This window comes from Curtobacterium sp. L1-20, assembly GCF_048755855.1.
Classification (GTDB): domain Bacteria; phylum Actinomycetota; class Actinomycetes; order Actinomycetales; family Microbacteriaceae; genus Curtobacterium.
This window is the reverse complement of the sequence record NZ_CP151473.1, coordinates 567,592-589,954: the sequence shown is the minus strand read 5'-3', so window position 1 is coordinate 589,954 and position 22,363 is coordinate 567,592. Positions and strand designations below refer to the sequence as shown.

Below are 22,363 nucleotides of genomic sequence, written 5' to 3'. Positions count from 1 at the left end.
CACGATGGGACCACCATGACGACGACGTCCGCCCGCACCACCCCGACCACACGGGCCTGGATCACCGCGGTGTTCGTCGTGTTCACCCTGTCCGGCCTCGACATCGCCACCTGGCTCGGCCGCATCCCGAGCGTCCGCGACTCCCTCGGCGCGAGCACGCTCGAGATGGGCCTGCTCGTCCTGGGCATGGCGGTCGGTTCGATCGGCGGCCTGACCTTCGCGGGTCACATCGTCGCCAAGCTCGGTGCCCGTCGGGGCGTGCAGGTCGCCGCGGCCTGCCTGGCGCTGGGGATGGTGGCAGCCGGACTCGCCGTGACGTTCGGCTGGGGCTTCGCCGCCATCTGGATCGCGCTCATCGCCTTCGGCTTCGGCAACGGCCTGTGCGACGTGTCGATGAACGTCTCGGGCGCCGCCGCCGAGAAGGCCGGCGGCCGCACGATCATGCCGCTGTTCCACGCTGCGTTCAGCCTCGGTACGCTCGCTGGCGCAGGCCTCGGGGCCCTCGCCGAAGCGCTCGACGTGCCGGTCGCCTGGCACTTCATCGTCCTGGTCGTCGTCACGAGCGCCGTGATGCTCGTCGCCGTCCGGGCGTTCCAGGACGAGCACCGCTTCGCTGACGCCGACCACGTCGCCACGGAGACCAGTCCGGTGCCGACGCAGGTCACCCGCTGGCAGGTGTGGGCGCAGCCGTCCACGCTCCTCATCGGTGTGATCGTGCTCGGCATGGCGCTGGCCGAGGGATCGGCGAACGACTGGCTGCCGCTGGCGATGATCGACGGCCACGGGCTCGACAACGCCGCCGGGTCCGCCGTGCTCACCGTCTTCCTCGCCGCGATGACGGTCGGCCGGGTCGCCGGCAGCCCCCTCATCGACCGCTTCGGGCGCGTCCCCGTGCTCCGGGCCAGCGCCGCGGTCGCGGTGGTCGGCCTCGGCATGCTCATCTTCATCGACGACGTGCCGCTCGCGATCGTGGGCGTCGTGCTGTGGGGGCTCGGCGCGAGCCTCGGCTTCCCGATGGGCATGTCCGCCGCGGCCGACGACCCGCGCACCGCGGCGCTCAAGGTCAGCGCGGTCGCGACGATCGGCTACGTGGCCTTCCTCGCGGGTCCGCCGATCATCGGGTTCCTCGGCGAGCACGTCGGACTCCTCGGGGCGCTCCTGGTGGTCTTCGTGTTCATCATCGCGGCGGGCCTGGCCTCGGGTGCGGCACGCGAGACCGGCGCCGCCGCCCGGCCGACCCGTCGGGGCGGCGACGAGCAGGGCGGAGGCGAGCCGCGCCTCCAGGCCGACGACGCGACCGCCGGTGCCGACGCAACGGACCTGCGCGGGTCCGACCGCGCTGCCGACCGCAGGTAGGCTTCCCGGCGTGCGTCTCGTCATCGCCCGCTGCTCCGTCGACTACGCGGGCCGGCTCTCCGCCCACCTGCCGCTCGCGACCCGCCTGCTCATGCTGAAGGCCGACGGCTCCCTGCTCGTGCACTCCGACGGCGGCAGCTACAAGCCGCTCAACTGGATGAGCCCGCCCTGCTCGATCGAGATCACCGAGCCGGACGACGAGCAGTCGAGCGCCGGGATCACCCAGGTGTGGACGGTCACCCAGAAGAAGACGCAGGACAAGCTGATCGTGTCCCTGTACGAGGTCGTCTCCGACGAGTCCCACGACCTGGGCGTCGACCCGGGCCTGGTGAAGGACGGGGTCGAGGCGCACCTGCAGCAGCTCCTGGCGGAGCAGATCGAGCTCCTCGGCGACGGCCACACGCTGGTCCGCCGTGAGTACATGACGGCGATCGGCCCGGTCGACATCCTCGCGCGGGACGACGCGGGGGCGAGCGTCGCCGTCGAGATGAAGCGCAACGCCAACATCGACGCGGTCGAGCAGCTGACGCGCTACCTCGAGCTCATGAACCGCGACCCGTTGCTGCGGCCGGTCCAGGGTGTGCTGGCTGCGCAGACGGTCGCCCCGCAGGCACGGACCCTCGCCGAGGACCGCGGCATCCGCGTCCTGGTGCTCGACTACGACGCGATGCGCGGGATCGAGGGCGGGCACACCCGCCTGTTCTGACGGGCGGCACGCGATCTGCGACAGGACACGCGTCGACCGACGCGCGTCACGTCGCACGACCGGTGCCGGCCGGCGCCGACCGGGAGGCACGGCGCACCCCGCCACGCGCGCCCCGGTCCGCCCCGTGGTCGCGTCCACCGCCCCGACTAGGCTGGGCAGGACATGACCAGCCCGTTCAGCGCCATCCTCTTCGACCTCGACGGCACCATCAGCGACTCCGCCCCGGGCATCCTCGAGAGCCTCACGCACACGTTCCAGCGGGTCGGCGTCCCGGTGCCGGACCACGCGACGCTCATGTCGTTCGTCGGTCCGCCGATCATGGACACGTTCCGGATCGCCATGGGGATGGACGCCGACCAGGCCGAGCACACCCTCGCGGTCTACCGCGAGCACTACCTCTCGCACGGCGCCCTCGACTCCGCGATGTTCCCCGGCATCGACGTCGTGCTCCGCACCCTGCACGAGGCCGGCCTGCCGATCTCCACGGCGACGAGCAAGCCCGAGACCCCGGCGACGTACATCCTCGAGCACTACGGACTCACCGGCTCCATCGACATCATCACCGGCGCGAGTGACGACGAGGTGCGGTCGTCGAAGGCCGACGTGGTGCAGGAAGCGCTGCGCCGACTCGACGCCCGCGGGTTCGACGTCTCGCGTCCCGTGCTCGTCGGGGACCGCAAGCACGACGTCGAGGGTGCGGCCGTCCACGGCGTCCCGGTCGTCTTCGCCGGGTGGGGCTACGGCTCCCCCGACGAGGCCGAGGGGACCCTCGCGACCGCCGCCACGCCGCTCGACCTGCTGCCGATCCTGCTGCCGTGACCCGCTCCGTCACGCCCGGCCTGCGCGGCGCCGCCTGGTTCCTGCCGGCGGCGATCGTCCTCATCGCGCTGAACTTCCGCGGTCCGATCGTCGCGACGGCCCCCGTGATCGGGGACGTCCGGGTCGACCTCGGCCTGACCGCCACCGTCGCCGGGCTGCTGACGACGATCCCGGTGCTCTGCTTCGCCCTGGCGACGCCGTTCGCCAGCTGGGTGATCGCGAAGGCCGACCCGGAGCGCGCGGTGTCGCTGTCGCTCGTCATCGTCCTGGCCGGCACCGTGGTCCGCTCGATGCCGTCGGCCGCGGCGCTGCTCGTCGGCACGGCGGTGATCGGCATCGGCATCACGATCGGCAACGTCGTCATCCCGGTCGTGATCCGCCGCGACACCTCGCCGGAACGGGTCGGACTCGTGACGGGTGTCTACACGTCGGCGCTCAACGTGGGGTCGATGATCACCTCGCTCGGTACCGCCCCGATCGCCGCCGCGTGGGGGTGGCCGGTCGCCATCGCCGTGTGGGCCGTCTTCGCCGTGATCGCCGGCGTGGCGTGGACCTCGGCCGTCGGTGCGCGCGCCGCGTGGCTGCGCCCGAGCCGGTCCGCCGCCGAGGAGCCCCTCCCGGTGACCGGTCCGATCGACCAGGTGCTCGACACCGGGGCGCTGCGCACCGTGCGCGCCGAGCGGGCCGCGCAGCAGGCCGCCGCCGAGCCCGTGCGACCGGCTCGACGCCTCATCACCTGGGGGCTCACGCTCGCGTTCGGCGGCCAGGCCTTCTCGTACTACGCGCTCACCGCCTGGATCCCGACGCTCCTGCACGACGAAATCGGCTTCTCGAAGGCGTCGTCGGGTGCGAGCTCGTCGGTGTTCCAGATCCTCGCCGTCGTCGGGGCGCTCGGCGTCCCCGTGCTGGCGGCGCGCTGGCGGCCGCGGGCGATCATCGCGCTCGTGGCGTTCCTGTGGCTGGCGATGCCGCTCGGCCTGCTGTTCGCCCCGCAGCTCTGGTTGCTGTGGTCCGTGCTCGGCGGTGCCGCCCAGGGCGGTGGCATCACGGTGATCTTCATCGTGATCGTGCGGATCGTCTCGAGCGACGCCGACGCCCGGCGGATGTCGGCGTTCGTGCAGGGCGGCGGGTACCTCATCGGTTCCGCGGGGCCGCTCGTCGCCGGCTCGCTGCACGGTTCGACCGGTGACTGGACGGCGCCGTTGCTCGTCGTGCTGGTCGCCGTGCTCACGCTCGGGTTCGTCGGGACCGTCGCCGCACGCCGGGTGCCGTAGCCCCTCGACCGCGCGGGCCCCGTCGCCCGCCAGGCGCGGTCGCCGTCGGCCGGTCGGCGCGATCGGTGCGATCGGCGCGGCCAGCGCCGCAAGCGCTCAGCGCGGACGCCTCGAGCACCTCGCGCAGCGTCATCGGACGCTGCCCGGTGACCCGCTCGACGTCGCCCGACACCTGCGCGAGCGCACCCTCGGCGATCGCCGTGTACGTGCTCACCCAGGCATCCGCCTGCCACGGCTCCGGCTCCCACCGCGCCCGCGAGGCGTAGGCCTCGTCGAGCGTCTCCGGGTGGTACGTCACGGTCCGACCCCGCACCTCGGACACCGTCGCCGCCGCCTGCGCGAGCGTGATCGCCTCGGGGCCGGTCAGGTCGTACGTCCGGTCCGCGTGCGCCGACGGGTCCCGCAGCACCGCCGTCGCGACCCGTGCGACGTCCGCCCGGGCCACCGCCGCCATGGCGCCGTCGGCCGCCGGGCCGCGGATCACGCCGTCCTCGCCGACCAGGTCCTCGACGAAGTCGAGGTAGAACGAGTCCCGCAGGAACGTGTGCGCCATCGCGGTGGCCCGGATCGCCTCCTCGGTCGCCCAGTGGTCGCGTCCGAGGGTGAAGGTCGCGTCCGCCGCAGCACCCGCGAAGGACGTGTAGACGACGTGCTGCACGCCCGCTGCCGCGGCGGCTCCGACGAAGGTCCGGTGCTGCGCCAGGCGGTCCTCGGCCTCGGCGCCGGACACCATGAACAGCAGGTCGACTCCCTCGAGCGCCGCGCGGCTCGCGGTGGCATCGCCGTAGGTGGCGACGGCGACGTCGGCCCCGGGGAGCTCCGGCGCTCGGGAGGCGTCCCGCACGATCATCCGGAACGGCACGCCGTCCGCGGCGAGCGCGCGGGCGACGGCACCGCCGATGTTGCCGGTCGCGCCGGTGAGTGCGATGGTCATGGTCGCTCCTGCTCTGTCGGGTGCGGTGGACGCGTGGTCACGTCCGGACGGTCCTGGAGGCGCGGGTCACCGTGGGTGCGACCCGCGCCGCGTTCACGCCGTCGACCTCCACCGCCCAGCGGCGGGCCTCCTCGTGGTCGCGTCCGTGCCGCATGTGCCGACCGACCAGGCGGTCGACGCGGACGGCGTCGTCGACGGTGCAGAACCACGTCTCGGTGAGGAGTGCGGGGAGCTCGGTCCACGGCGTGGTCTCGTCGAGCAGGTAGTTTCCCTCGGAGACCACCAGCCGGACCGTCGGCGGGACGGCGATGCTGCCGGCGACCGGCTCATCGACGCGGCGGTCGAAGTCGGGCGCCCAGACGACGGGACCGCCCACCCCCTCGGTACCGGGCCGTGCCGCGTCCCGGTGTCCGGCGACGAGCCGGCGCACGAGCGCGACGTAGCCGTCCGCGTCGAATGTGTCGATCGCGCCCTTGCGGTCGTGGCGTCCGAGCGCGTCGAGGGCGGCGTTCGCCAGGTGGAAGCCGTCCATCGGCACCTGCACGGCCGTCCCGGCGCCGAGGGCGTCGTCGACGGCCACCACGATGCGCCGGGCCAGCGTGGACTTGCCGGCGCCGGGCGCGCCCACGATGCCGAGCACGGCCCGGGGACCGGCGGCGGCGAGTCCGACCGCGCGGGCGACCGCCTCGTCGACGGTCATCTCGGGCGCGGTCACGTCCTCATCCTGGCAGACCGGCCCGACGGACAGAGCGGGCCGACCGACGGGAGCGGTGGTTCACTTGCCGCATGGTCGATGCGACGAAGGCGTTCAGCGGGTTCTCGGTGCGTGACGTGCCCGAGGCGAGGGCGTTCTACGAGGACGTCCTGGGGGTCCGGGTCCGCGAGGACCACGGCATGCTCTTCCTGCAGCTCGGCGACGGACACGAGGTGCTCGCCTACCCCAAGGGGCCGGCGCACGAACCGGCCGCGTTCACGGTGCTCAACTTCCCGGTGCCGTCCGTCGACGACGCCGTCGACGAGCTCGTGGCGAAGGGCGTGACGTTCCTGCGGTACGAGGGGATGACGGACGAGAAGGGCGTGAACCGGAAGGGCGGACCGCTCATCGCGTGGTTCACCGACCCCTCGGGCAACGTCCTCAGCGTCGTCGAGGAGTAGCCCCGCCGCGTGGGCTCAGCGGGAGAGCGCGCCCGCCCAACCGAGGGCGATCGGCACGATGAGGCCGTGGCGGTGGTGGGGCAGGTCGGCGATCGGCAGCCACGCCGCCTCGTCGGTGGAGCCGTCGAGCTCGGACCGGAGCTCCCCGCCCGTGATCGTGACGCGGAACACGACCTGCACGGCCTTCATGGGTCGACCGTTCGCATGGATGCGGCGCCCGACGGGCACGATGTGGTGCCGCACCCCGAGCAGCGCGCCGACGGTGGCCTCGAACCCCGTCTCCTCGCGGACCTCACGGACGACGGCCTGCTCGACGGACTCGTCGAACTCGACACCGCCGCCGGGCAGCGTCCAGGTACCGGCCTCGGGGAACCGCAGCTTCGCCAGGAGCACCCGGTCGCCCTCGGTGATCACGCCGTAGGCGGCGAGCCGGGTGTCGTAGTCCGTGTACTCCATCCGCCGACCTTGCCAGCAGGCCGGTGCGGGGACGTTCAGCCGCGCCGGTCAGGACAGCGTGGTGGCGGCACTGCTCGTCGGGACGGCGGCGGCAGCAGCGGCCCATCCGACCCGCATCCGCGCGACCGCCCGGTCGAAGCCGGACAGCGTCTCGGCACCGTCGCGGAGCATCGACTGCAGCTGGAGCCCCTCGTACAGGGCGACGAGCTGCTCGGCGGCGTGCCGGGGCGAGGTCCCGCGCGGTTCGCGGCCCGCGACGACGTCCCGCACGAGGGCGAGGGTGATGTCGTCGAACGACCCCGTGTACTGGTTGCGGAACCAGCCGGCGGCCGGGTGCGCGGGGTTGGACGCGGCGCTGAGCAGCGCGGTCCGGAGCCGGACGAGTGCGGGGTCGTCGAGCCCGGCCTGGAGGCGGGCGCGGAGGTACGCGACCGCTCCGGAGCGCTCGGCGACGACCCAGAGCGCGCGACGGCTGCCGTTGTTCCAGCGGTCCGTCACGGCGACGACGAGGAGTTCCCACATCGGGTACACCCGGCGGACGTCGGCCTCGGCGACCCCCGCGTGCGCGGCGACCTCGGCGGGGCCGACGGTGTGGAAGTCGGACGCGCGGTACGCCTCGATGGCACCCGTGACGATGCGGGCGCGCAGGTCGGCATCGGTCTCGGGCATGCGGTCGATTCTCCGGTGCGCACGACCGCCACGCGACCCGCCCGTTCTGGGGACGCCCGGCCGGGGGCCCCTCAGCCGCGGTCGAACGTCAGCGTCTCGTCGTCCTCGGCGGTGACCCGACCGGTCCGCGCGAACCCGGCCCAGACCGCGCGGAAGGCCCCGCCGCGCCGCTCGACCTCGGGCCAGTCCCGCTCGGGGAGGAACCGACTGCCGGCCCACGCCTCGCGACCGCCGAGCAGCAACGGCAGGTCGCTCATGTGCACGGCGCCGGTCGGCCTCGTCGTCGCTCCCCGCAGCAGTCGGTACGAGGTGGCGCGCCCGCCCGCCGCCCGGTGTCGCGCGGTGAACCGGCGGACGTCGCGGCCGTAGATGACCTCGGACAGCGGCCGCACGAGCAACCACCGGACGACGGCGCGCACGATCCGCGACGACACGAGCGACCGGAGTCCGGGGACGAGGGCGACGTACGTGCCGGCCTCGTCGGAGGCGGACCCGATCAGGACGTCGACGTCACGCGCGACCGCACGCCACGCCGCGTCGACGTCGCGTTCCGCGGGCAGCGGCGCGTACCCGTACTGCGTGCCGAAGGGCATGCCGCCGGCCAGCCCGTGGGGCGCGGCGGCACGGGTCGCGGCGGCCTGGCGCTCGAGCAGGACGTCGAGCGGTGTCTCCGGCGTGACCGTGCCCACCGCCGCCGTCATCGCCCGGTTCATCCGGGCCCGCCCGCGCGAGAGCCCGAGCGGGGCGCTCTGGATGACGACACGGCGGAAGAGTCCGGCGGCGCCGTCGCTGATCATGAGGTGCGCCGCGGCGTCGCCGCCGGCGGACTGGCCGGCGACCGTGACGAGGTCGGGGTCGCCACCGAACGCGGCGATGTTGCGCCGTACCCAGCGGAGGGACTCGAGCAGGTCGAGGAGCCCGAGGTTCGCCGGCACCGTCACGCCGTCGCCGAGGAAGCCGAGGACCCCGAGTCGGAAGGTCACCGACACGAACACGACGCGCTGCTCGGTCACGAGCTCGCGCGCGTCGTTGATCGGCAGGTCGCCGCCGCCGATGACGTAGGAGCCGCCGTGGATCCACACCACGACCGGCAGGCGTTCGTCGGGCTGCACGTCGGCGGGCGCCGTGATCGACAGGTGCTGACAGTGTTCGTCGGCGACGAGGCCCTCGACCGGTCGGAGCAGCTGGTCGGCGAACTCCGCCACGGGTTGCGGGGCGACGGGTGACGGCGTGTCCGCCGGGAACGGCTCCGCGAACACCGGCACCGGCTCCGGCGGCGCGAACCGGTCCGCCCGCGCGTACGGGATCCCGAGGGCTCGGACCACGCTCCCGTCGACGACGCCGGTGACGGGTCCGGCGGGTGGGTCGAAGGTCCGGGAGGCGGTGGCGGGCACCCGCTCACGGTACCGAGGCCGCCCGGGCGGGAGCACAACACCTGCGTGCACGAGGACATCATCGCGATGGCGTCATCGTTCTCCTGTGCTGATTCGTGAATCGCGGATCAGTGCTGCGCGGCTCGATGCCGATTGAGGTCGGTGAACACAGCCGCGCCAGGAGTGGAAGGTGGTGGGAGCACGATCGGCGGGCCGCAAGGAGGCGCGGCCCGCCGATCATGGTTCGGGAGTGGTGAAGTCCCAGGGCCTCAGGTCCTGTCCTGAGGGGCACCGTCACCGGGGTCAGGCCCGGTGACGGTCATCCGGGGTCCGGCCGGCACGCACCGTGTGTGCGAGCCCGTGCCGGCCGGACCCTGAACTCGTCAGGCGTTGTCGGTCTCGTCACCCTGCTGGCGGCGACGACGGACGATCAGCAGCCCACCACCGAGGGCGAGGAGCATCAGCGCCAGACCGGTACCGGGGCCGACGAGCTCCGTACCCGTGAACGCCAGCTGACCGGGCCGCGGCGTCGTGCCTGCCACCACCGGGTTCGCCGGCGGGTCCGGGACCACCGTCGAAGTCGACGGCGTGGAGGTCAGCGACCCGCCACCCGGGAGGTCACCGGTCACCGTGGCGGTGTTGGTGAGCTTCCCGGAGCCAGCGGCGAGGTCGGCTGCGACCACCGTGTAGGTAGCGGTGCAGATCTCCGAATCGCCCGGCTCGAGGGTGACGTCATCCGACGGGCAGGTGACCGAGGACAGCTTCCCGTGACCGGAGAAGTCGCCTTCCTCGACCGTCGGGTCGGTGACCGTCACGTTGCCGGTGTTGGTCACCAGGAACGAGTACGTGACCTTCTGACCCACCGTGGTGATCTTGGTGACGTCGGCGGTCTTGACGACCGTCAGAGCCGGCTTCGGGTCGGTCACGACGACGACCGTCGACGGCGGGGTCGGCGGGATGCTCGTGCCAGGCGGCGAGTCACCGGTCGCGGTAGCCGTGTTCGACAGCTTGCCGGAGTTCACGTCCGCCTGCGTCACCGTGTAGGTGGTCGTGTACGTCACCGACTCGCCCGGCTGCAGGGTCACCGTCGCCGGGTACGTGATCGGTGCGAGCTGGCCGGTGCCGGAGAACGCACCTTCGTCGACGCGCGGATTCGTCACGGTCACGTTGCCGGTGTTGGTCACCAGGAACGAGTACGTGATCGTCTGCCCGACCTTCGCTGCTTCCGCGTCGGAGCTCTTCACGATCTTCAGACCCGGAGCCCGGGTGATCGGAACGTTCGAGCTCGACGGGATCGACACGATCGGGTCACCAGTCGGCGGGTTCCCGCCGGCGGTCGCCGTGTTCGTCAGCGAGTCGGAGTTGTTCACGTCCGCCTGGGTGACCGTGTACTCGGCCGTGCAGGTCTCCGCTGCGCCGGCTGCGAGGGTCGTCTCGGGGCAGGTGATCTCGCCGAGTTCGCCGGTGCCGGAGAAGTCGGTGTCGTTCACCACGACGTTGCGGATGGTGACGTTGCCGGTGTTGGTGACCTTGAACGAGTAGGTGACCTTTTGGCCGGCCTTCGTGATCTCCTTCACGTCGGCAGACTTGACCACCGACAGGCCCGGCTGCGCCGGGACGGGGATGGTGATCTCCGACGGCGGCGTGGTGACCGGCGGAGTGTCGTCCCCGGGCGGGTTACCGGTCGCGGTCGCGGAGTTCCGCACCGACCCGGCGTCCACGTCGGCCGCGGTCAACGTGTAGGTCGCGTCACAGACCATGTCCCGGCCGGCGGCGAGGGACGTCGCCGGGCACTCGATCGCGGAGAGGTCACCGGTGCCGGTGAAGTCGCCCTCGTTGATGGTGATGTCGTTCATCGGCAGGTTGCCGGTGTTCGTCACGGTGAAGTGGTACGTGATGACCTGCCCCGGTCGGAAGCTCTCCGGCCCGGACGGGTCCGCCGACTTCACGACGGTCAGCCCCGGACGGGCAGTCACGGCCGGCGTGCTCGTCGACGCCGGAGGGGACGTCACCGTGCCACCGGTCGGGGAGGTGCCGGTCGCGGTCGCGGTGTTGTCCACCGAACCCGATGCAGCGTCCGCGGCGGTGATCGTGTACGGGTTGTCTGCAGCGCACGTGGTCGATGCGCCCGGAGCGAGGGTCGCCGCCTCACAGGTGACCGCGCCGGCCTTCGGGTCGTTGACCGCCACAGCGTCCACGGGAACGTCACCGCTGTTGGTGACGGTGAACGTGTACTTGATGGAGTCACCCGCGTCGGTGATGGTGTCACCGTTGACGTCGACCGGCGTGCCAGCGCGCTTGACCAGGGTCAACGCCGGCGACTCGAACGTCACCGTCGTGTCCGCGGGCGGGTTCAGCCCGTTCGTGGTCACGTTGTCCGGCCCGTTCGTGTAGCTACCGGCCGTGGTCGCGGTCACCGGGACGGTGATCGTGCAGGAGGTCTCACCGGCAGCGAGGTTACCGTCCGTGATCGCCAGCGACGTGGCCCCAGCTCGGGCCGAGGTGTCTGCATCGCAGGTGCCGCCGACGGCGCCGCCGGTCGCGGTCAGCCCTGCGGGCAGGGCGTCGGTGAAGCTCCACCCGGCCTTGGAACCGAGCTCGCTCGTGTTGGTGACCGTGAAGGTCAGGGTCGACGTGCCACCGGTCGGGACGACGGCGGGGCTGAACGACTTGTCCAGCTGCGGGGTGACGTCGAGGATCCGGATGTTGTCGAAGGAGTGGTCGTTGCCGAACGACTCACCACCGACGTTGATCATGCGGATACCGACCGAGGAGCCGGAGAACAGGACGGCGCCGTTGGACGTGTAGGTGCCCACGTTGGCGGTCTGCGCGGGGCGGTTCCCGAGCGCCGGCGCGGTGATCGCTTGTCCGGTCGCGCACGCGTCGATCGGGCTGCCGGCATTCGTGGCGGATCCGCCCTGATCGAGGAGCTGGAACTGCAGCACGGGGTGCGCGGCCTGCGGGAACGTGCAGTTCAGCGCTGCAACGTCGACGCTGAAGGCGAGGAACCGGTTGCTGGCCGTGAACGGAACGTTCGTCGCCGTCTGGAACTCGACCAGGTTCGGGCCAACCTGCGGCTCGTTGGACGTGTAGGCGCTGTTCGCGAAGTTGTTCACCGACGCCGCAGCGGACTGCCCCTGGTACAGGCCGAGCACCTGGGACAGCTGCTGAACACTGTTCCAGTTCGCCTGACTCGGCGCGCCAGAGGACTCCTGCCGGCAGATCTGCACACCGCGCGCATCAGTGGTCGACTGCGCCGCGGATGCGATCAGACCGTTGCAGTAGTCCAACCAGCGCGCGTTCGCCGTGTACTTCTGACCCGACGCGCCGGTGTACTGGTTCAGGGACTGCACCGGTGACACGGTGGCGTTCTGGAAGTCCTCGGAGAACACCGTCGTCCCGGCGGTCGGCGTGCCCGGATTGCCGGGAGCTGCCTGCGCGGGCGCAGCAGGTCCAGCAAGCAGCGCCGTCGCCGTGAGCGTCGAGACCGTCAATGCGAGCGCGCCGACTCCAGCGACGACTTGCAACGGCCGCGACCGCAGCGAGAACACCCCCCGCCGCTTCGTCGTGCGCGGTGAGCGGCTCTGCGCTCCTGGCCAGTGCAGATTCACGTTGATCCCCTTGATCGATCCGATACCGCAACATCGCGGCGCACTCCGGTTCGAGCGCTTCTCGGTCATCAAAACCTGAGAGCAACCTTGGAACTAGGGGATGGGGTCTGATTCCCCCCTAGCGGTCGACCTTTCCACCCTGGTCGATGGAGTCCGTGTGCCTCGGGCAGGGGGACGTGCGTGGCAATGGTTTCGTCGAGTGCGTTCGCGTGGGAATCTGTGAACGCTATGTGTGGGACGACAGGTGATGATCAGTGAACCCAACCGACCTCCCTTCCGCTGTTGACGAGGCCGCTCGGACAATCGGTGTCGACGCCGCCGCCGCGCTCATCGAGGACCGGTGGGATGAACTCGCTGCGACCGCCCCTGACCACCTGCTCGCGGCGATCAAGATCTTGCCGAGCGAAGCAGTCATCCGGAACCCGGGTCTGCTCGTCGCGGCGCACCACCTCTCCCACGTCGTCGCCGGCGGCGATCCCGGCCGGGTGCACCCGGCGTTGGAGCATCCCCCGGCAGCCCCGGTTGGGCAGTCGGCATTCCAGCGGTTGATCCAGATGACTGCGGACTCCGCCGCCGCCCGCACCCGCGACGACTCTGCCGAAGCGGCCCGGATCGCGGAAGACGCCCTCGCCCTCGCTGCCGCCGCACCGTTGAACGAGGTGGCGGACATCGCGAAGTCGATGGCGCACCTGCGGATGCAGTGGGCCCGTTCCCTCGACGCCGCAGCCGTGCCTCGCGCGGCCGTGGAGTACGAACGCGCCTACGACCTCGCCCGCGCCACCGGACAGCCCTACATCGCCCGCCGCGCCGCCGCATCGTCGGCATGGCTGCACGCCGAACGCGGTCGAACCGACATCGCCACCACCTGGGTGCAGCGCGCGTACGGGGAAGGCGTCACCGACAGCCGGTACGACGCCGCGCTCCTCGTCACGGAAGCGCTGATGCGCGTCGACCGGGACGACCTCCCCGGCGCTGCAGTGCTCCTCGACGAAGCCGAGACGCTCGGGCTCGGTGAGTACTGGGCGCCAGCGATGTGGGTCAGGTCCATGTACGCCCACAACGTCGCTGACGCGGCCGTCACGGAGTCCCGCCTCGAGCTCCACCTCCAAGCCCACCCCGTGCTCCGCTCGGCTGGCGTCGATGGGCGCCTCGCCCGCGCCGCCCGCGTCCGGGTGCTCCTGCTCCGCGGCCGCATCCTGGACGACCTCGACTCGCTCGTCGACCTGTCCGGCTCCGACCGCGTCATCGCAGCGGCGATCGCACAGGTTCAACGCCGCCACCGGGTGGCGCTGGACTTCTCCGCCCCCGTCACCGAGGACGGCATCGAACCACGCCTGCAGTCCAACGCCCTCCTCATCCATGCGGCCGCCGCGCACGCCCTCGGCTACACCGAGACCGCCACCCACGCGTTCACCCGCGCGGACGCACTGATCCAGCACGCCGGCATGCACGCCAGCTACGAAGCAATCGCCCCAGCAGAGCTCGAGCAGCTCGTCCAACTCACCGGCGGTGACACCCGCACCGCAACCCGGATCGGCTCCGCTCGACGCGACCTGCACGAGCTCACCCGCCGTGAGAACGACATCCTCGCGCTGCTCACCACCGACCTCACTGCCTCCGAGATCGCATCGACGCTGTTCATCAGCATCAACACGATGAAGAGCACGACGAAGTCGGTCTACCGGAAGCTCGACGTCAACTCCCGCGCGCAAGCCGTTGACTACGCTCACCGCGCCGGGCTCACACACGGCCGCCCCACTGAGCGCTAGCGGCGAGATTCCACCTCGCAGCGACACATCTCCACCCCGACACCGAACACGTCCGCGGCAGGGTTCGCCGTACCGTTACTGACGGAGGGCCTGATCCCCTTCCCGCCGGCGCCCGAAGCCTCCGCCCCTGAGCGGTGTCGCACGGGCGCCGGCTCCCTGTCCGGGGGCGGAACGAACCAACATGGGGGGGCGCTCCGCCCCCACCCGCAGACCACCCGTCAGGACGGCAACCGCTCCCCCGCAGCACACTTCGCCGTCGCCCCATCCTTCCCCTGCTCCCGGACGAGCACCTTCCCGTCGGCGTCGCGGATCTCACACGTGACTTCCCCACGCAGCGGTGCCGTCACCGTCACGCTCGGTGAGCGGCCCCCGTCAACGGTCTTCGACCACGACTGCTTCCGCACCGTGTCCGCGAAGTCCACCGCCCCAGCACCCGGCTGCACCGTGTGATACCTCACCGCCCCGAGCTGCTCGGCCGACGTCGTCACCCGGTACTCAACCGTCGAAGAAGCCGCCTGCGCCGAGCATCCCGTCAGCGCCCCGACCGCAGCGACAACGACTACAGCAGCGACCGAACCCGACCTCACGAAGTTGCTCATGCCACCACTGCACCAGATAGCCGCGAACGGCCGCGTCCGGCGACAGATCGACCCGCATCATCCAACCGGACGACACCGTCTCAATAGCCGATGGGTCAACGAGACACGACCTTGCTGGATGTCGCGGCGATTTCCGCGGCGACGAGTTCGGCGTTGACGGCCAGCGCTGCCGTCGCTCCGGTGCCAGCAGCGATGGGGACCAGCGCGGTCGGGTTCGCGGCGTTCCCGACCGCCCAAATGCCAGGGACGCTGGTTCTTCCTGCCGCGTCGACGGTGGTCCACGGCCCGAAGGGAGACTCGCCCTGTTCCGCGCCGAGCTGTCGCAGGAGGCCGTCGTTCGCTTCGAGGGGTGGCTCTGCGAACACGACGTCAACCGCCGCGGTCGTGCCGTCGTCGCGATCACCCTCGGCTGAGGTCTTGAATCCGATGAGCCTCGGGCGAGGCCAACCGCCGCGGCGGCTGTTGCCTGGTCAGTGGCGATCGTGCTGCTGTTCGGTGTCGCCGCGCCGGGATGGCTCGTTCTGGACGCGGCCTTCAACTCTCCCCTAGCCCTCGAACCGGGCGGAGGAAACTGCCGTCGCGATCCGCACCGTTTCGCAGGACCGAGGTGAGCCCTGACGTCCATTGCGCCTTGGTCCTGCGACCAATCAGGATCAGCGGTCAGGCTGGCTCACTGGCTGCTCGTCCCCAGCACTGTTCGTCGTCGCCCGTCTTGGTGGCCGCTGCGGCTTCCCCCCACGCGATGCCCTATCGAGCTGACCGCCCACGGCCGACAGGAGCTCGTCCTCATCGACCTCGAAGCCAGAGTCACGATCTCATAACGGCGTTTTGCGTCAACGCGTTTGACGCTCCTACCGTCACATCAATCGATTGACGCTCATCGTCAATCGGTCGACGCGAAGGAGCGGACATGTTGACGATGAAGGACATCGCCACCCAGGTGGGTGTGTCCGTATCGTCGGTGTCGCTCGTGCTGAACGGCCGTGACGCAGGACGTGTCAACGCCGTGGTAGCTGCGCGAATCCGGGAGCTCGCCGACACGTTCGGTTATGTTCCGAACCAGCTCGCGCGTTCGCTGAAGTCGAAGCAGACACGGACCATCGGCGTCGTGTCCGATCGAGTCGCCACGGTGCCGTTCTCGAGCGCAATGCTCGCCGGCGCCCAAGAGGCTGCGTGGCGGCACGGATATGTCCTCATGCTCGTCGATACCGGTGGAAACGAGGACCTACAAACGCCGGCGGTGCAGTCGCTGCTGCAGCGCAACGTCGACGGGCTCATCGTCGCGGCAACCTTCCACCGCGAGCTCACGGTTCCGCAGGTGCCGGCGACGACGCCGGTCGTGGTGCTCGACGGTCGACCTGAGGACGCCGGTCCGAGCGCTGACTTCGTCGTGCCGGATGAGGAGCGCGGCGCGTTCGAGGCGGTAACGCACCTCATCGAGGCCGGGCACCAGCGCATCGCTTTCTGCACCGTCAGCGCCTACCCGGTGGCTGACGCGCTGCGCACCCGCGGCTACCTCCGCGCCCTCGCCGAGGCGGGGCTGCCAGCCGATCCCGGACTGCTGGTGACCGCGGTCGACGCGGCGACCCCCGACGCTATCCCGCCGGCACGTGTCCTGCTCGACCGGCCGGCGCCCGAGCGCCCCACGGCGGTGTTCTGCTTCGGGGACCAGATTGCGATGGGCTTCTACCAGGTGGCTCGATCGCTCGGCCTGTCGATCCCGAGTGACATGTCGATCGTGGGGTTCGACAACCAGGAGTTCGTCGCCGCGGCACTCGATCCCGGCCTGACAACCGTCCAGCTGCCTCACCGGGCAATGGGCGACTGGGCCGTCGAACGTGTCCTCGCCTACATCGAGGGCGCGACGGAGCGGGGAGCCGACCCTGTCGGGCTTCGCATGCACTGCCCGCTCGTGGTGCGCGGCTCGGTCGCACCACCGCGCGATCCGCCCTGATCCCGGATCGAGCGCCACCTCTCTTCTCGCCCCTCACCCGAACACGACGTGCGCGGCACGTCGTGGTGGTCGAGCGCGCCCACGCGTGCCCGGCCGCGACCTCAGCAAAGGAGCTGCACCATGCACCGCACCACTCGCCGACGGGCCCTCCGGACCGCCGCCATCGCCACGATCGCACTCGCTGCAGCCGCCCTCACCGGCTGCAGCGCCTCCGGTTCCGGATCGGACGGCAAGAACTTCACGATCATGCAATACGAAGACAAGACCACCGCCCAGGGCCAGGGCTGGCAGCTCGCGTTGCAGATCTTCAAGAAGAAGCACCCCGATGTGGACGTGAAGTTCCAGACGACGAGCTTCGACGGATTCCGGAAGAACGCCAAGCTCGTGCTCGGCGGCAACAAGGTGCCCGACGTTGTCGAGTTCAACAAGGGCAACGCCGACGGTGGCCAACTCGCCAGCCAAGGGCTGCTCGAGAACCTCGACGACGCGGTGAAGAAGTACAAGTGGGAGGACAAGGTCACCGGATCGATGCAATCGTTCGCCAAGTACGACGAGCAGGGCAAGGCCGGCTCCGGCAACTGGTACGGCATCCCGAACGTCGGCGAGTACGTCACCTTCTACTACAACAAGGACAAGTTCCAGCAGGCCGGCATCACGGCCGAGCCGAGGACGATGGACGACTTCGTCGCCGCCCTGGAGAAGCTCAAGGCCGCCGGCATCACCCCGATCTCGTCGTCGGCGGCGGTCAATCAAGGCTTCAACCAGATGTGGATCTGGTACTCGCTCGTCTCCGCGGCGGCGGACCGAAAGGACATCGACGACTTCATGTTCCTCAAGGGCAAGGTCGATTTCTCGAAGGACCCGTGGAAGACCGGCACACAGCAGTTCCAGGACTGGATCGACAAGGGCTACGTCGGGAAGGACCTCGGCGGCCTGAACTTCGAGCAGGCGAACGTCAACTTCCTCAGCGGCAAGACGGGCATGCTCATCTGGAACAACGGCGTCTTCGCCCGGGTGAAGGACCAGGCGTCGTTCAAGTGGGGTTCGTTCACCCTCCCCGGAGCGAACATGACCATGGGGTCGTCCGGTCACCTCTGGGGCGTGCCGGCGAAGGCGGCGAACAAGGACCTCGCCTACGACTGGATCAACACGACCCTCAGCCCGGAGGTCCAGGACAAGATCGGCGAACTCGGCGGACTGCCGCTTGCCGGTGACACCGCGAAGATCTCCGACCCGGTGACGAAGGCGTACACGAAGCGGTTCGACGAGGTTGTCCGCGACGACACCCTCACCTTCTACCCGGACTACCCCGTCCCGGGGTTCCTCGACTTCATCCAGAACAACATGTCGGCGATGTCGAACGGCAACGAGACCGCCGACGAGTACTTGTCCAAGCTCCAGTCCTTCTACGACGACGGCAAGAAGACCGTCGACCAGGGCTGACCCGACACCGAGTGAGCGGGCACCGGCCGGTGCCCGCTCACCCCAGGAGATCGTCATGACCACCTTCGCGCTCCGCCACAGACGCACCCGCCAGCACTCCTACTGGTGGTACCTCGTGCCGATGATTATCGGCACCCTCGCCGTCGTCCTCGTCCCCTTCGGGATGAACGTCTGGTACAGCTTCTTCCAGTGGAAGGGCGGCCTCGCCCCGATGCGCTGGTACGGCCTCGGCAACTACGTCGACCTGCTCGCCGACGCCCAGTTCTGGCTGGCATTCAAGAACTCCGTCTTCATGATCGTCGGCATCGTCGTGGTACCGACCATCATCGGACTCGTCCTCGCCGCGATGCTGTTCGACTTCCTCGGCAGGGAGTTCGGCCCGAAGGTCGCCGCAACCCTCCGTGCGATGTACTACCTGCCGCAGATTCTGCCGATCGCGGTCGCCGGCTTCGTCTGGAGCTGGGTCCTCGCGACACAGAACGGCCTGCTGAACAGCGTCCTCGCCGCCTTCGGAGACACCAGCCCGCCGGACTGGCTCGGTAACCCAGACATCGCCATCTACGCGGTGATGCTCGTGCTCGTCTGGCTGCAGATCGGATATCCGGTCGTCGTCTTCATGGCGGCGTTGCAACGAGTGGACCCTGAGCTCTATGAGGCCGCCTCGCTGGACGGCGCGGGCTGGTGGCGTCGATTCACGGCCATCACCCTGCCGCAGATCCGGCCCGAGGTCTTCGTCGTCGTCATCACCGCGACGGTCGGCGCGCTCAAGGTCTTCGCGCCGATCCTTATCCTCACCGGCGGCGGCCCGGAAGGGTCCACCGTCGTGCCGTCGTATTACTCGTACCGGAACTTCTTCGAGCTGTCGAAAGTTGGCTACGGGTCCGCCATCGCGACGGTCATGTCGATCGTCATCTTCGTCATCGCGGGCGTGCTCATGTGGCTCCAGCGCCGCGACACGGAAGGGAAGGACGCCTGATGAGCTCCGTACTGTCCACCATCAAGCAAGCGCCGGGTAGCCCCGGAGACCAGCCGGATGTTCCGACGGAGCGGCCCGCAAGGCGCACCCGGAAGCGCGGCGTCACCCGGTGGGTCGTCCTCGCGGTCGCGGTCGTGTTCGCACTGTTCATGCTGGCGCCGCTGCTGCTCCTCGTCCTCAACGCGTTCAAGTCCGGCGCGGACTACTCCGCGCACGGACCGCTCTCGTTGCCCGAGCGGTTGAGCACCGAGGCCTTCCAGCAATACCTCTCGCTGGTCAACTACCCGCGGGCGCTCCTCAACTCGGTAGTCATCTCCGGGCTCGTCGCCGTCCTCGGCACAGCGCTCGCACTCGTGACGAGCTACGGGATCGGCATTGGCCGGATCCGAGGGCGCACCTGGATCCTCGCAGTGTTCCTGCTTGCGACCATGCTCCCGCAGGAATCGCTGATCTACCCGCTCTTCTACGGCGCGCAGGCGACCGGCACATTCAACACGATCTGGAGCGTGGTGATCGTCTTCACCGTGCTGCAGGCTGCGTTCGGCACGTACCTGCTCTCCAGCGTGATGAGCACGATCCCGCAGTCACTGCTCGAAGCCGCGGCGCTCGACGGGGCCGGGCGGTTTCGGATCCTCTGGTCCGTGGTGTTCCCCGTCCTCCGGCCGACGTTGTCGGTTCTCGTCGTGTTCTTCTTCGTCTGGACGTGGAACGAGTTCTACATCCCGCTCGTGCTCCTCACCGACCAGTCAGCACAAACCGTGCCCATCGCTCTGGCGACGCTGCAGGGGCAGAACAGCATCAACCTGACCGCCCTGAACGCCGGCTCACTGCTCTCTCTGCTGCCGACGCTCGTCTTCTTCCTCATCTTCCAACGCACCCTCAGCCGCGGCGTCACCGTCGGCGCCGTCAAATGACCACCGCACCACGAACCGGAGGCTCCATGCTCCCCGCACTGTCCGAACTCGCACCCCAGCCCGGCGTGCGCTCCCGATCGATCAACGCCGAGAACCGGACAGGAGCGTTCGGCGGCGGCGCGTCGGCGTCGTCCGACCTCGGTCCCGGCCGGAAGGGCAGCGCCTGGGCGGCGCTGCCGGCCGGCGGCACGCTCGACCTTGTCGACATCGACGGCCCCGGGGTGATCCGGCACATCTGGATCACGGTCACCGACCGCACCGAAGCGGGACCCTTCGTCCTGCGGGACCTGGTGTTGCGCGCGTGGTGGGACGGCGAAGAGGAACCGAGCGTGGAGGTGCCCCTCGGTGACTTCTTCTGCAACGGCTTCGCCACCAGAGCATTGGTGACCTCGGAACCGATCACGGTCGCGCCGACGGGCGGTATGAACAGCTACATCCCAATGCCGTTCCGTCAACACGCACGCCTGTCGCTGACGAGCGAGCACGGCGCCGACCTGTCGCACGTCTTCTTCCAGGTCGACCTGACCACCGGCGACGACGTCCCCGCCGACACGCCCTACTTCCACGCACAATGGCGACGCTCGAACGGCACAACGGCACTCGGCGAGGACCACATCGTCCTCGACGGCGTCCGCGGACGTGGCCGCTACCTTGGCACCTACGTCGCGCTGGCCTCCCTTAGCCGGTTCTGGTGGGGTGAAGGTGAGGTGAAGTTCTTCGTCGACGGGGACGACACGCTCCCGTCGCTGTGCAGCACCGGCCTCGAGGACTACGCCGGCGGCGCATGGGCCTTCCAAGACGAGCTCCGAGCGAACCCCGAACCGGTGCCGCTCACCTTCAGCGCACCGTACTTCGGGTACCCGTTCTGCAGCAGCCGGGACACGACCGGCGCATCCGAGTTCATCCACGCCGTCGCGCCGATGCACGCCGTGTACCGCTGGCACCTGCCCGACCCGATCTGGTTCGAGGAAGACCTGCGCGTCACGGTCCAGCAGATCGGCACCTGGGACCACGGCCTGTTCGAACGCTCCGACGACATCAGCACCGTCGCGTACTGGTACCAGACCGAACCACACGCGCCGTTCCCGACCCTGCCCACCGCTGCCGCTCGTATCCCGAGGTGACGGCGGTCCGGAACCAGGCGAGCAGGCCGATGGAGACGATCGTCCTCGGTGAAGCCCTGATCGACGTCATCGACCGCGCCACGGGGCGCGTCGAGCACCCCGGCGGCAGCCCGATGAACGTCGCGGTCGGGCTCGCCCGACTCGGCGTCCCGGCACGCCTCGTCAGCGCACTCGGTGACGACGACCGGGGGCGCGCTATCCGAACCCACGTCGGTGCGAGCGGCGCCACGGTCGACGCGACGAGGATCAGCCGGACATCGACGGCGATCGCCTCGATCGACACGGCGGGAGCCGCGTCCTACGCGTTCGACCTCGACTGGCGGCTCGGGCCCGTGACCGTCCCCGCCGGGACACCGCTGCTGCACACCGGGTCGATCGGTGCGGTCCTCGCCCCGGGGGCAACCCACGTCCTCGAGACCGTACGCTCTCGCCCGGCCGGAACCCTGGTCTCGCTCGATCCGAACGTGCGGCCCTCCATCACACCGGACCGGGCGGCGGTCCTCAACGTGCTCACTCCGCTGCTCGCCGAGGCGGACGTGGTCAAGCTCAGCGACGAGGACGCCGCCTGGCTCTGGCCCGGACGCGACGTGGACGCGGTCCTCGACGGCCTCCTCGCAGGCGGTGCCGGGCTCGCCGCGGTCACCCTCGGCGGAGCGGGATGCATCATCGCCTCGCCGATCGCTCGATCCCGGTGGGCAGCACCCCCGGTGAACGTCGCCGACACGATCGGGGCAGGGGACTCCTTCATGGCAGGACTCTTAGCTGGTCTGCTGGCCGAGCAACACCGCGCGGAATCCGCCGACGCGGCCCAGCTGGAACGGCTTGCCAGATTCGCGCTCGCCTGTGCCACCATCACGGTGAGCCGCCCCGGAGCAGACCCGCCCTACCGCGAGGAACTACTCCTCGAGCAACCTCCGGGCATGCGCACTCGCCCCGGACCAGTGACGTAGCTCGGTCACGCTCGGTTCCAACCGGCGTCGGGGAGGTGAGCACTACCCCAGTGGCGCTCTCGAGCAGGATGCACTGCCCGCCCAATCTTGCCGAGGAGATGCGGAAGCTCGTCGTGCGCTCGCGCAGGATGAAGCGAGGCGGTGCTGTCCTGCGTAGCAGCGGGCAGGCGTGAGCCAACACAGCGCTGGACGATACCGTCGCAATCGCTTGCAGTCAGTGGGTACAGGGCAGCTCAACGGGTCAGCGCTCGAGGTTTCAGCATGGGCACCGACCGGGAACG

At 70.1% G+C, this 22,363-nt stretch carries 20 protein-coding genes; 12 read left to right on the top strand and 8 right to left on the bottom strand.

The window, feature by feature from the left end; all coding sequences use genetic code 11:
- Positions 1–15 precede the first annotated feature (15 nt).
- From AAEP86_RS04280 to AAEP86_RS04265, 4 genes are all read left to right on the top strand, one after another.
- Entirely contained in the window at positions 16–1,356 is a 1,341-nt protein-coding gene (locus AAEP86_RS04280) for an MFS transporter (protein ID WP_420369298.1), read from the top strand.
- Positions 1,357–1,366: 10 nt separating this feature from the next.
- Positions 1,367–2,062 (top strand): endonuclease NucS, encoded by a 696-nt coding sequence (gene nucS, locus AAEP86_RS04275; RefSeq protein ID WP_420369297.1) that lies wholly within the window; start codon positions 1,367–1,369, stop codon positions 2,060–2,062.
- 162 nt (positions 2,063–2,224) lie between these two features.
- Positions 2,225–2,881, top strand: a complete 657-nt coding sequence (locus tag AAEP86_RS04270) for an HAD hydrolase-like protein (protein WP_420369296.1) — start codon at positions 2,225–2,227, stop codon at positions 2,879–2,881.
- Positions 2,878–4,155 (top strand): CynX/NimT family MFS transporter, encoded by a 1,278-nt coding sequence (locus tag AAEP86_RS04265; RefSeq protein ID WP_420369295.1) that lies wholly within the window; start codon positions 2,878–2,880, stop codon positions 4,153–4,155. The genes AAEP86_RS04270 and AAEP86_RS04265 overlap by 4 nt, the downstream gene beginning before the upstream one ends.
- Here the strand turns inward: AAEP86_RS04265 and AAEP86_RS04260 are convergent.
- Together AAEP86_RS04260 and AAEP86_RS04255 are read right to left on the bottom strand one after the other, a co-directional pair.
- A complete protein-coding gene (locus AAEP86_RS04260; RefSeq protein ID WP_420369294.1) occupies positions 4,109–5,089 on the bottom strand; it encodes an NmrA family NAD(P)-binding protein in 981 nt (326 codons plus the stop codon). The genes AAEP86_RS04265 and AAEP86_RS04260 overlap by 47 nt on opposite strands.
- A gap of 37 nt (positions 5,090–5,126) precedes the next feature.
- Positions 5,127–5,789 (bottom strand): nucleoside/nucleotide kinase family protein, encoded by a 663-nt coding sequence (locus AAEP86_RS04255; RefSeq protein ID WP_420370446.1) that lies wholly within the window; start codon positions 5,787–5,789, stop codon positions 5,127–5,129.
- Between the two features lie 86 nt (positions 5,790–5,875).
- Between AAEP86_RS04255 and AAEP86_RS04250 the strand changes: the two genes are divergently transcribed.
- A complete protein-coding gene (locus AAEP86_RS04250; protein ID WP_420369293.1) occupies positions 5,876–6,244 on the top strand; it encodes a VOC family protein in 369 nt (122 codons plus the stop codon).
- Between the two features lie 15 nt (positions 6,245–6,259).
- Here the strand turns inward: AAEP86_RS04250 and AAEP86_RS04245 are convergent, their stop codons facing one another.
- From AAEP86_RS04245 to AAEP86_RS04230, 4 genes are all read right to left on the bottom strand, one after another.
- Positions 6,260–6,700, bottom strand: a complete 441-nt coding sequence (locus AAEP86_RS04245; RefSeq protein ID WP_420369292.1) for an NUDIX hydrolase — start codon at positions 6,698–6,700, stop codon at positions 6,260–6,262.
- 48 nt (positions 6,701–6,748) lie between these two features.
- Positions 6,749–7,369: a TetR/AcrR family transcriptional regulator gene (locus tag AAEP86_RS04240; protein WP_420369291.1), complete on the bottom strand. Its 621-nt coding sequence runs from the start codon at positions 7,367–7,369 to the stop codon at positions 6,749–6,751.
- A 71-nt stretch (positions 7,370–7,440) separates the two neighbouring features.
- Positions 7,441–8,763 (bottom strand): carboxylesterase family protein, encoded by a 1,323-nt coding sequence (locus AAEP86_RS04235; protein WP_420369290.1) that lies wholly within the window; start codon positions 8,761–8,763, stop codon positions 7,441–7,443.
- Positions 8,764–9,125: 362 nt separating this feature from the next.
- Positions 9,126–12,422: a DUF7507 domain-containing protein gene (locus AAEP86_RS04230; protein ID WP_420369289.1), complete on the bottom strand. Its 3,297-nt coding sequence runs from the start codon at positions 12,420–12,422 to the stop codon at positions 9,126–9,128.
- A gap of 185 nt (positions 12,423–12,607) precedes the next feature.
- Here AAEP86_RS04230 and AAEP86_RS04225 point away from each other — a divergent pair, with 185 nt between their 5' ends.
- Positions 12,608–14,122 (top strand): LuxR C-terminal-related transcriptional regulator, encoded by a 1,515-nt coding sequence (locus tag AAEP86_RS04225; protein WP_420369288.1) that lies wholly within the window; start codon positions 12,608–12,610, stop codon positions 14,120–14,122.
- Between the two features lie 218 nt (positions 14,123–14,340).
- Here AAEP86_RS04225 and AAEP86_RS04220 read toward each other — a convergent pair whose 3' ends face one another.
- On the bottom strand, positions 14,341–14,721 hold the full coding sequence (locus AAEP86_RS04220; RefSeq protein ID WP_420369287.1) for a hypothetical protein: 381 nt from the start codon (positions 14,719–14,721) through the stop codon (positions 14,341–14,343).
- A 95-nt stretch (positions 14,722–14,816) separates the two neighbouring features.
- Positions 14,817–15,086: a hypothetical protein gene (locus AAEP86_RS04215; protein WP_420369286.1), complete on the bottom strand. Its 270-nt coding sequence runs from the start codon at positions 15,084–15,086 to the stop codon at positions 14,817–14,819.
- A 545-nt stretch (positions 15,087–15,631) separates the two neighbouring features.
- On the opposite strand from AAEP86_RS04215, the gene AAEP86_RS04210 reads away from it, so the two are divergent.
- The 6 genes from AAEP86_RS04210 (at position 15,632) to AAEP86_RS04185 (ending at position 22,082) form a co-directional block, all read left to right on the top strand.
- On the top strand, positions 15,632–16,675 hold the full coding sequence (locus AAEP86_RS04210) for a LacI family DNA-binding transcriptional regulator (RefSeq protein WP_420369285.1): 1,044 nt from the start codon (positions 15,632–15,634) through the stop codon (positions 16,673–16,675).
- Between the two features lie 120 nt (positions 16,676–16,795).
- Positions 16,796–18,118: an ABC transporter substrate-binding protein gene (locus tag AAEP86_RS04205; protein WP_420369284.1), complete on the top strand. Its 1,323-nt coding sequence runs from the start codon at positions 16,796–16,798 to the stop codon at positions 18,116–18,118.
- A 121-nt stretch (positions 18,119–18,239) separates the two neighbouring features.
- Positions 18,240–19,094: a carbohydrate ABC transporter permease gene (locus AAEP86_RS04200; protein ID WP_420370445.1), complete on the top strand. Its 855-nt coding sequence runs from the start codon at positions 18,240–18,242 to the stop codon at positions 19,092–19,094.
- A complete protein-coding gene (locus tag AAEP86_RS04195; RefSeq protein WP_420369283.1) occupies positions 19,094–20,008 on the top strand; it encodes a carbohydrate ABC transporter permease in 915 nt (304 codons plus the stop codon). Before AAEP86_RS04200 ends, AAEP86_RS04195 begins: the two co-directional genes overlap by 1 nt.
- 26 nt (positions 20,009–20,034) lie before the next feature.
- The gene (locus AAEP86_RS04190; RefSeq protein WP_420369282.1) at positions 20,035–21,132 is read left to right on the top strand and encodes a glycoside hydrolase family 172 protein; all 1,098 of its coding nucleotides are present in this window, start codon (positions 20,035–20,037) and stop codon (positions 21,130–21,132) included.
- Positions 21,133–21,161: 29 nt separating this feature from the next.
- Positions 21,162–22,082, top strand: coding sequence for a carbohydrate kinase family protein (locus AAEP86_RS04185; RefSeq protein ID WP_420369281.1), 921 nt, complete (start codon positions 21,162–21,164; stop codon positions 22,080–22,082).
- The last annotated feature ends 281 nt before the right edge of the window (positions 22,083–22,363 follow it).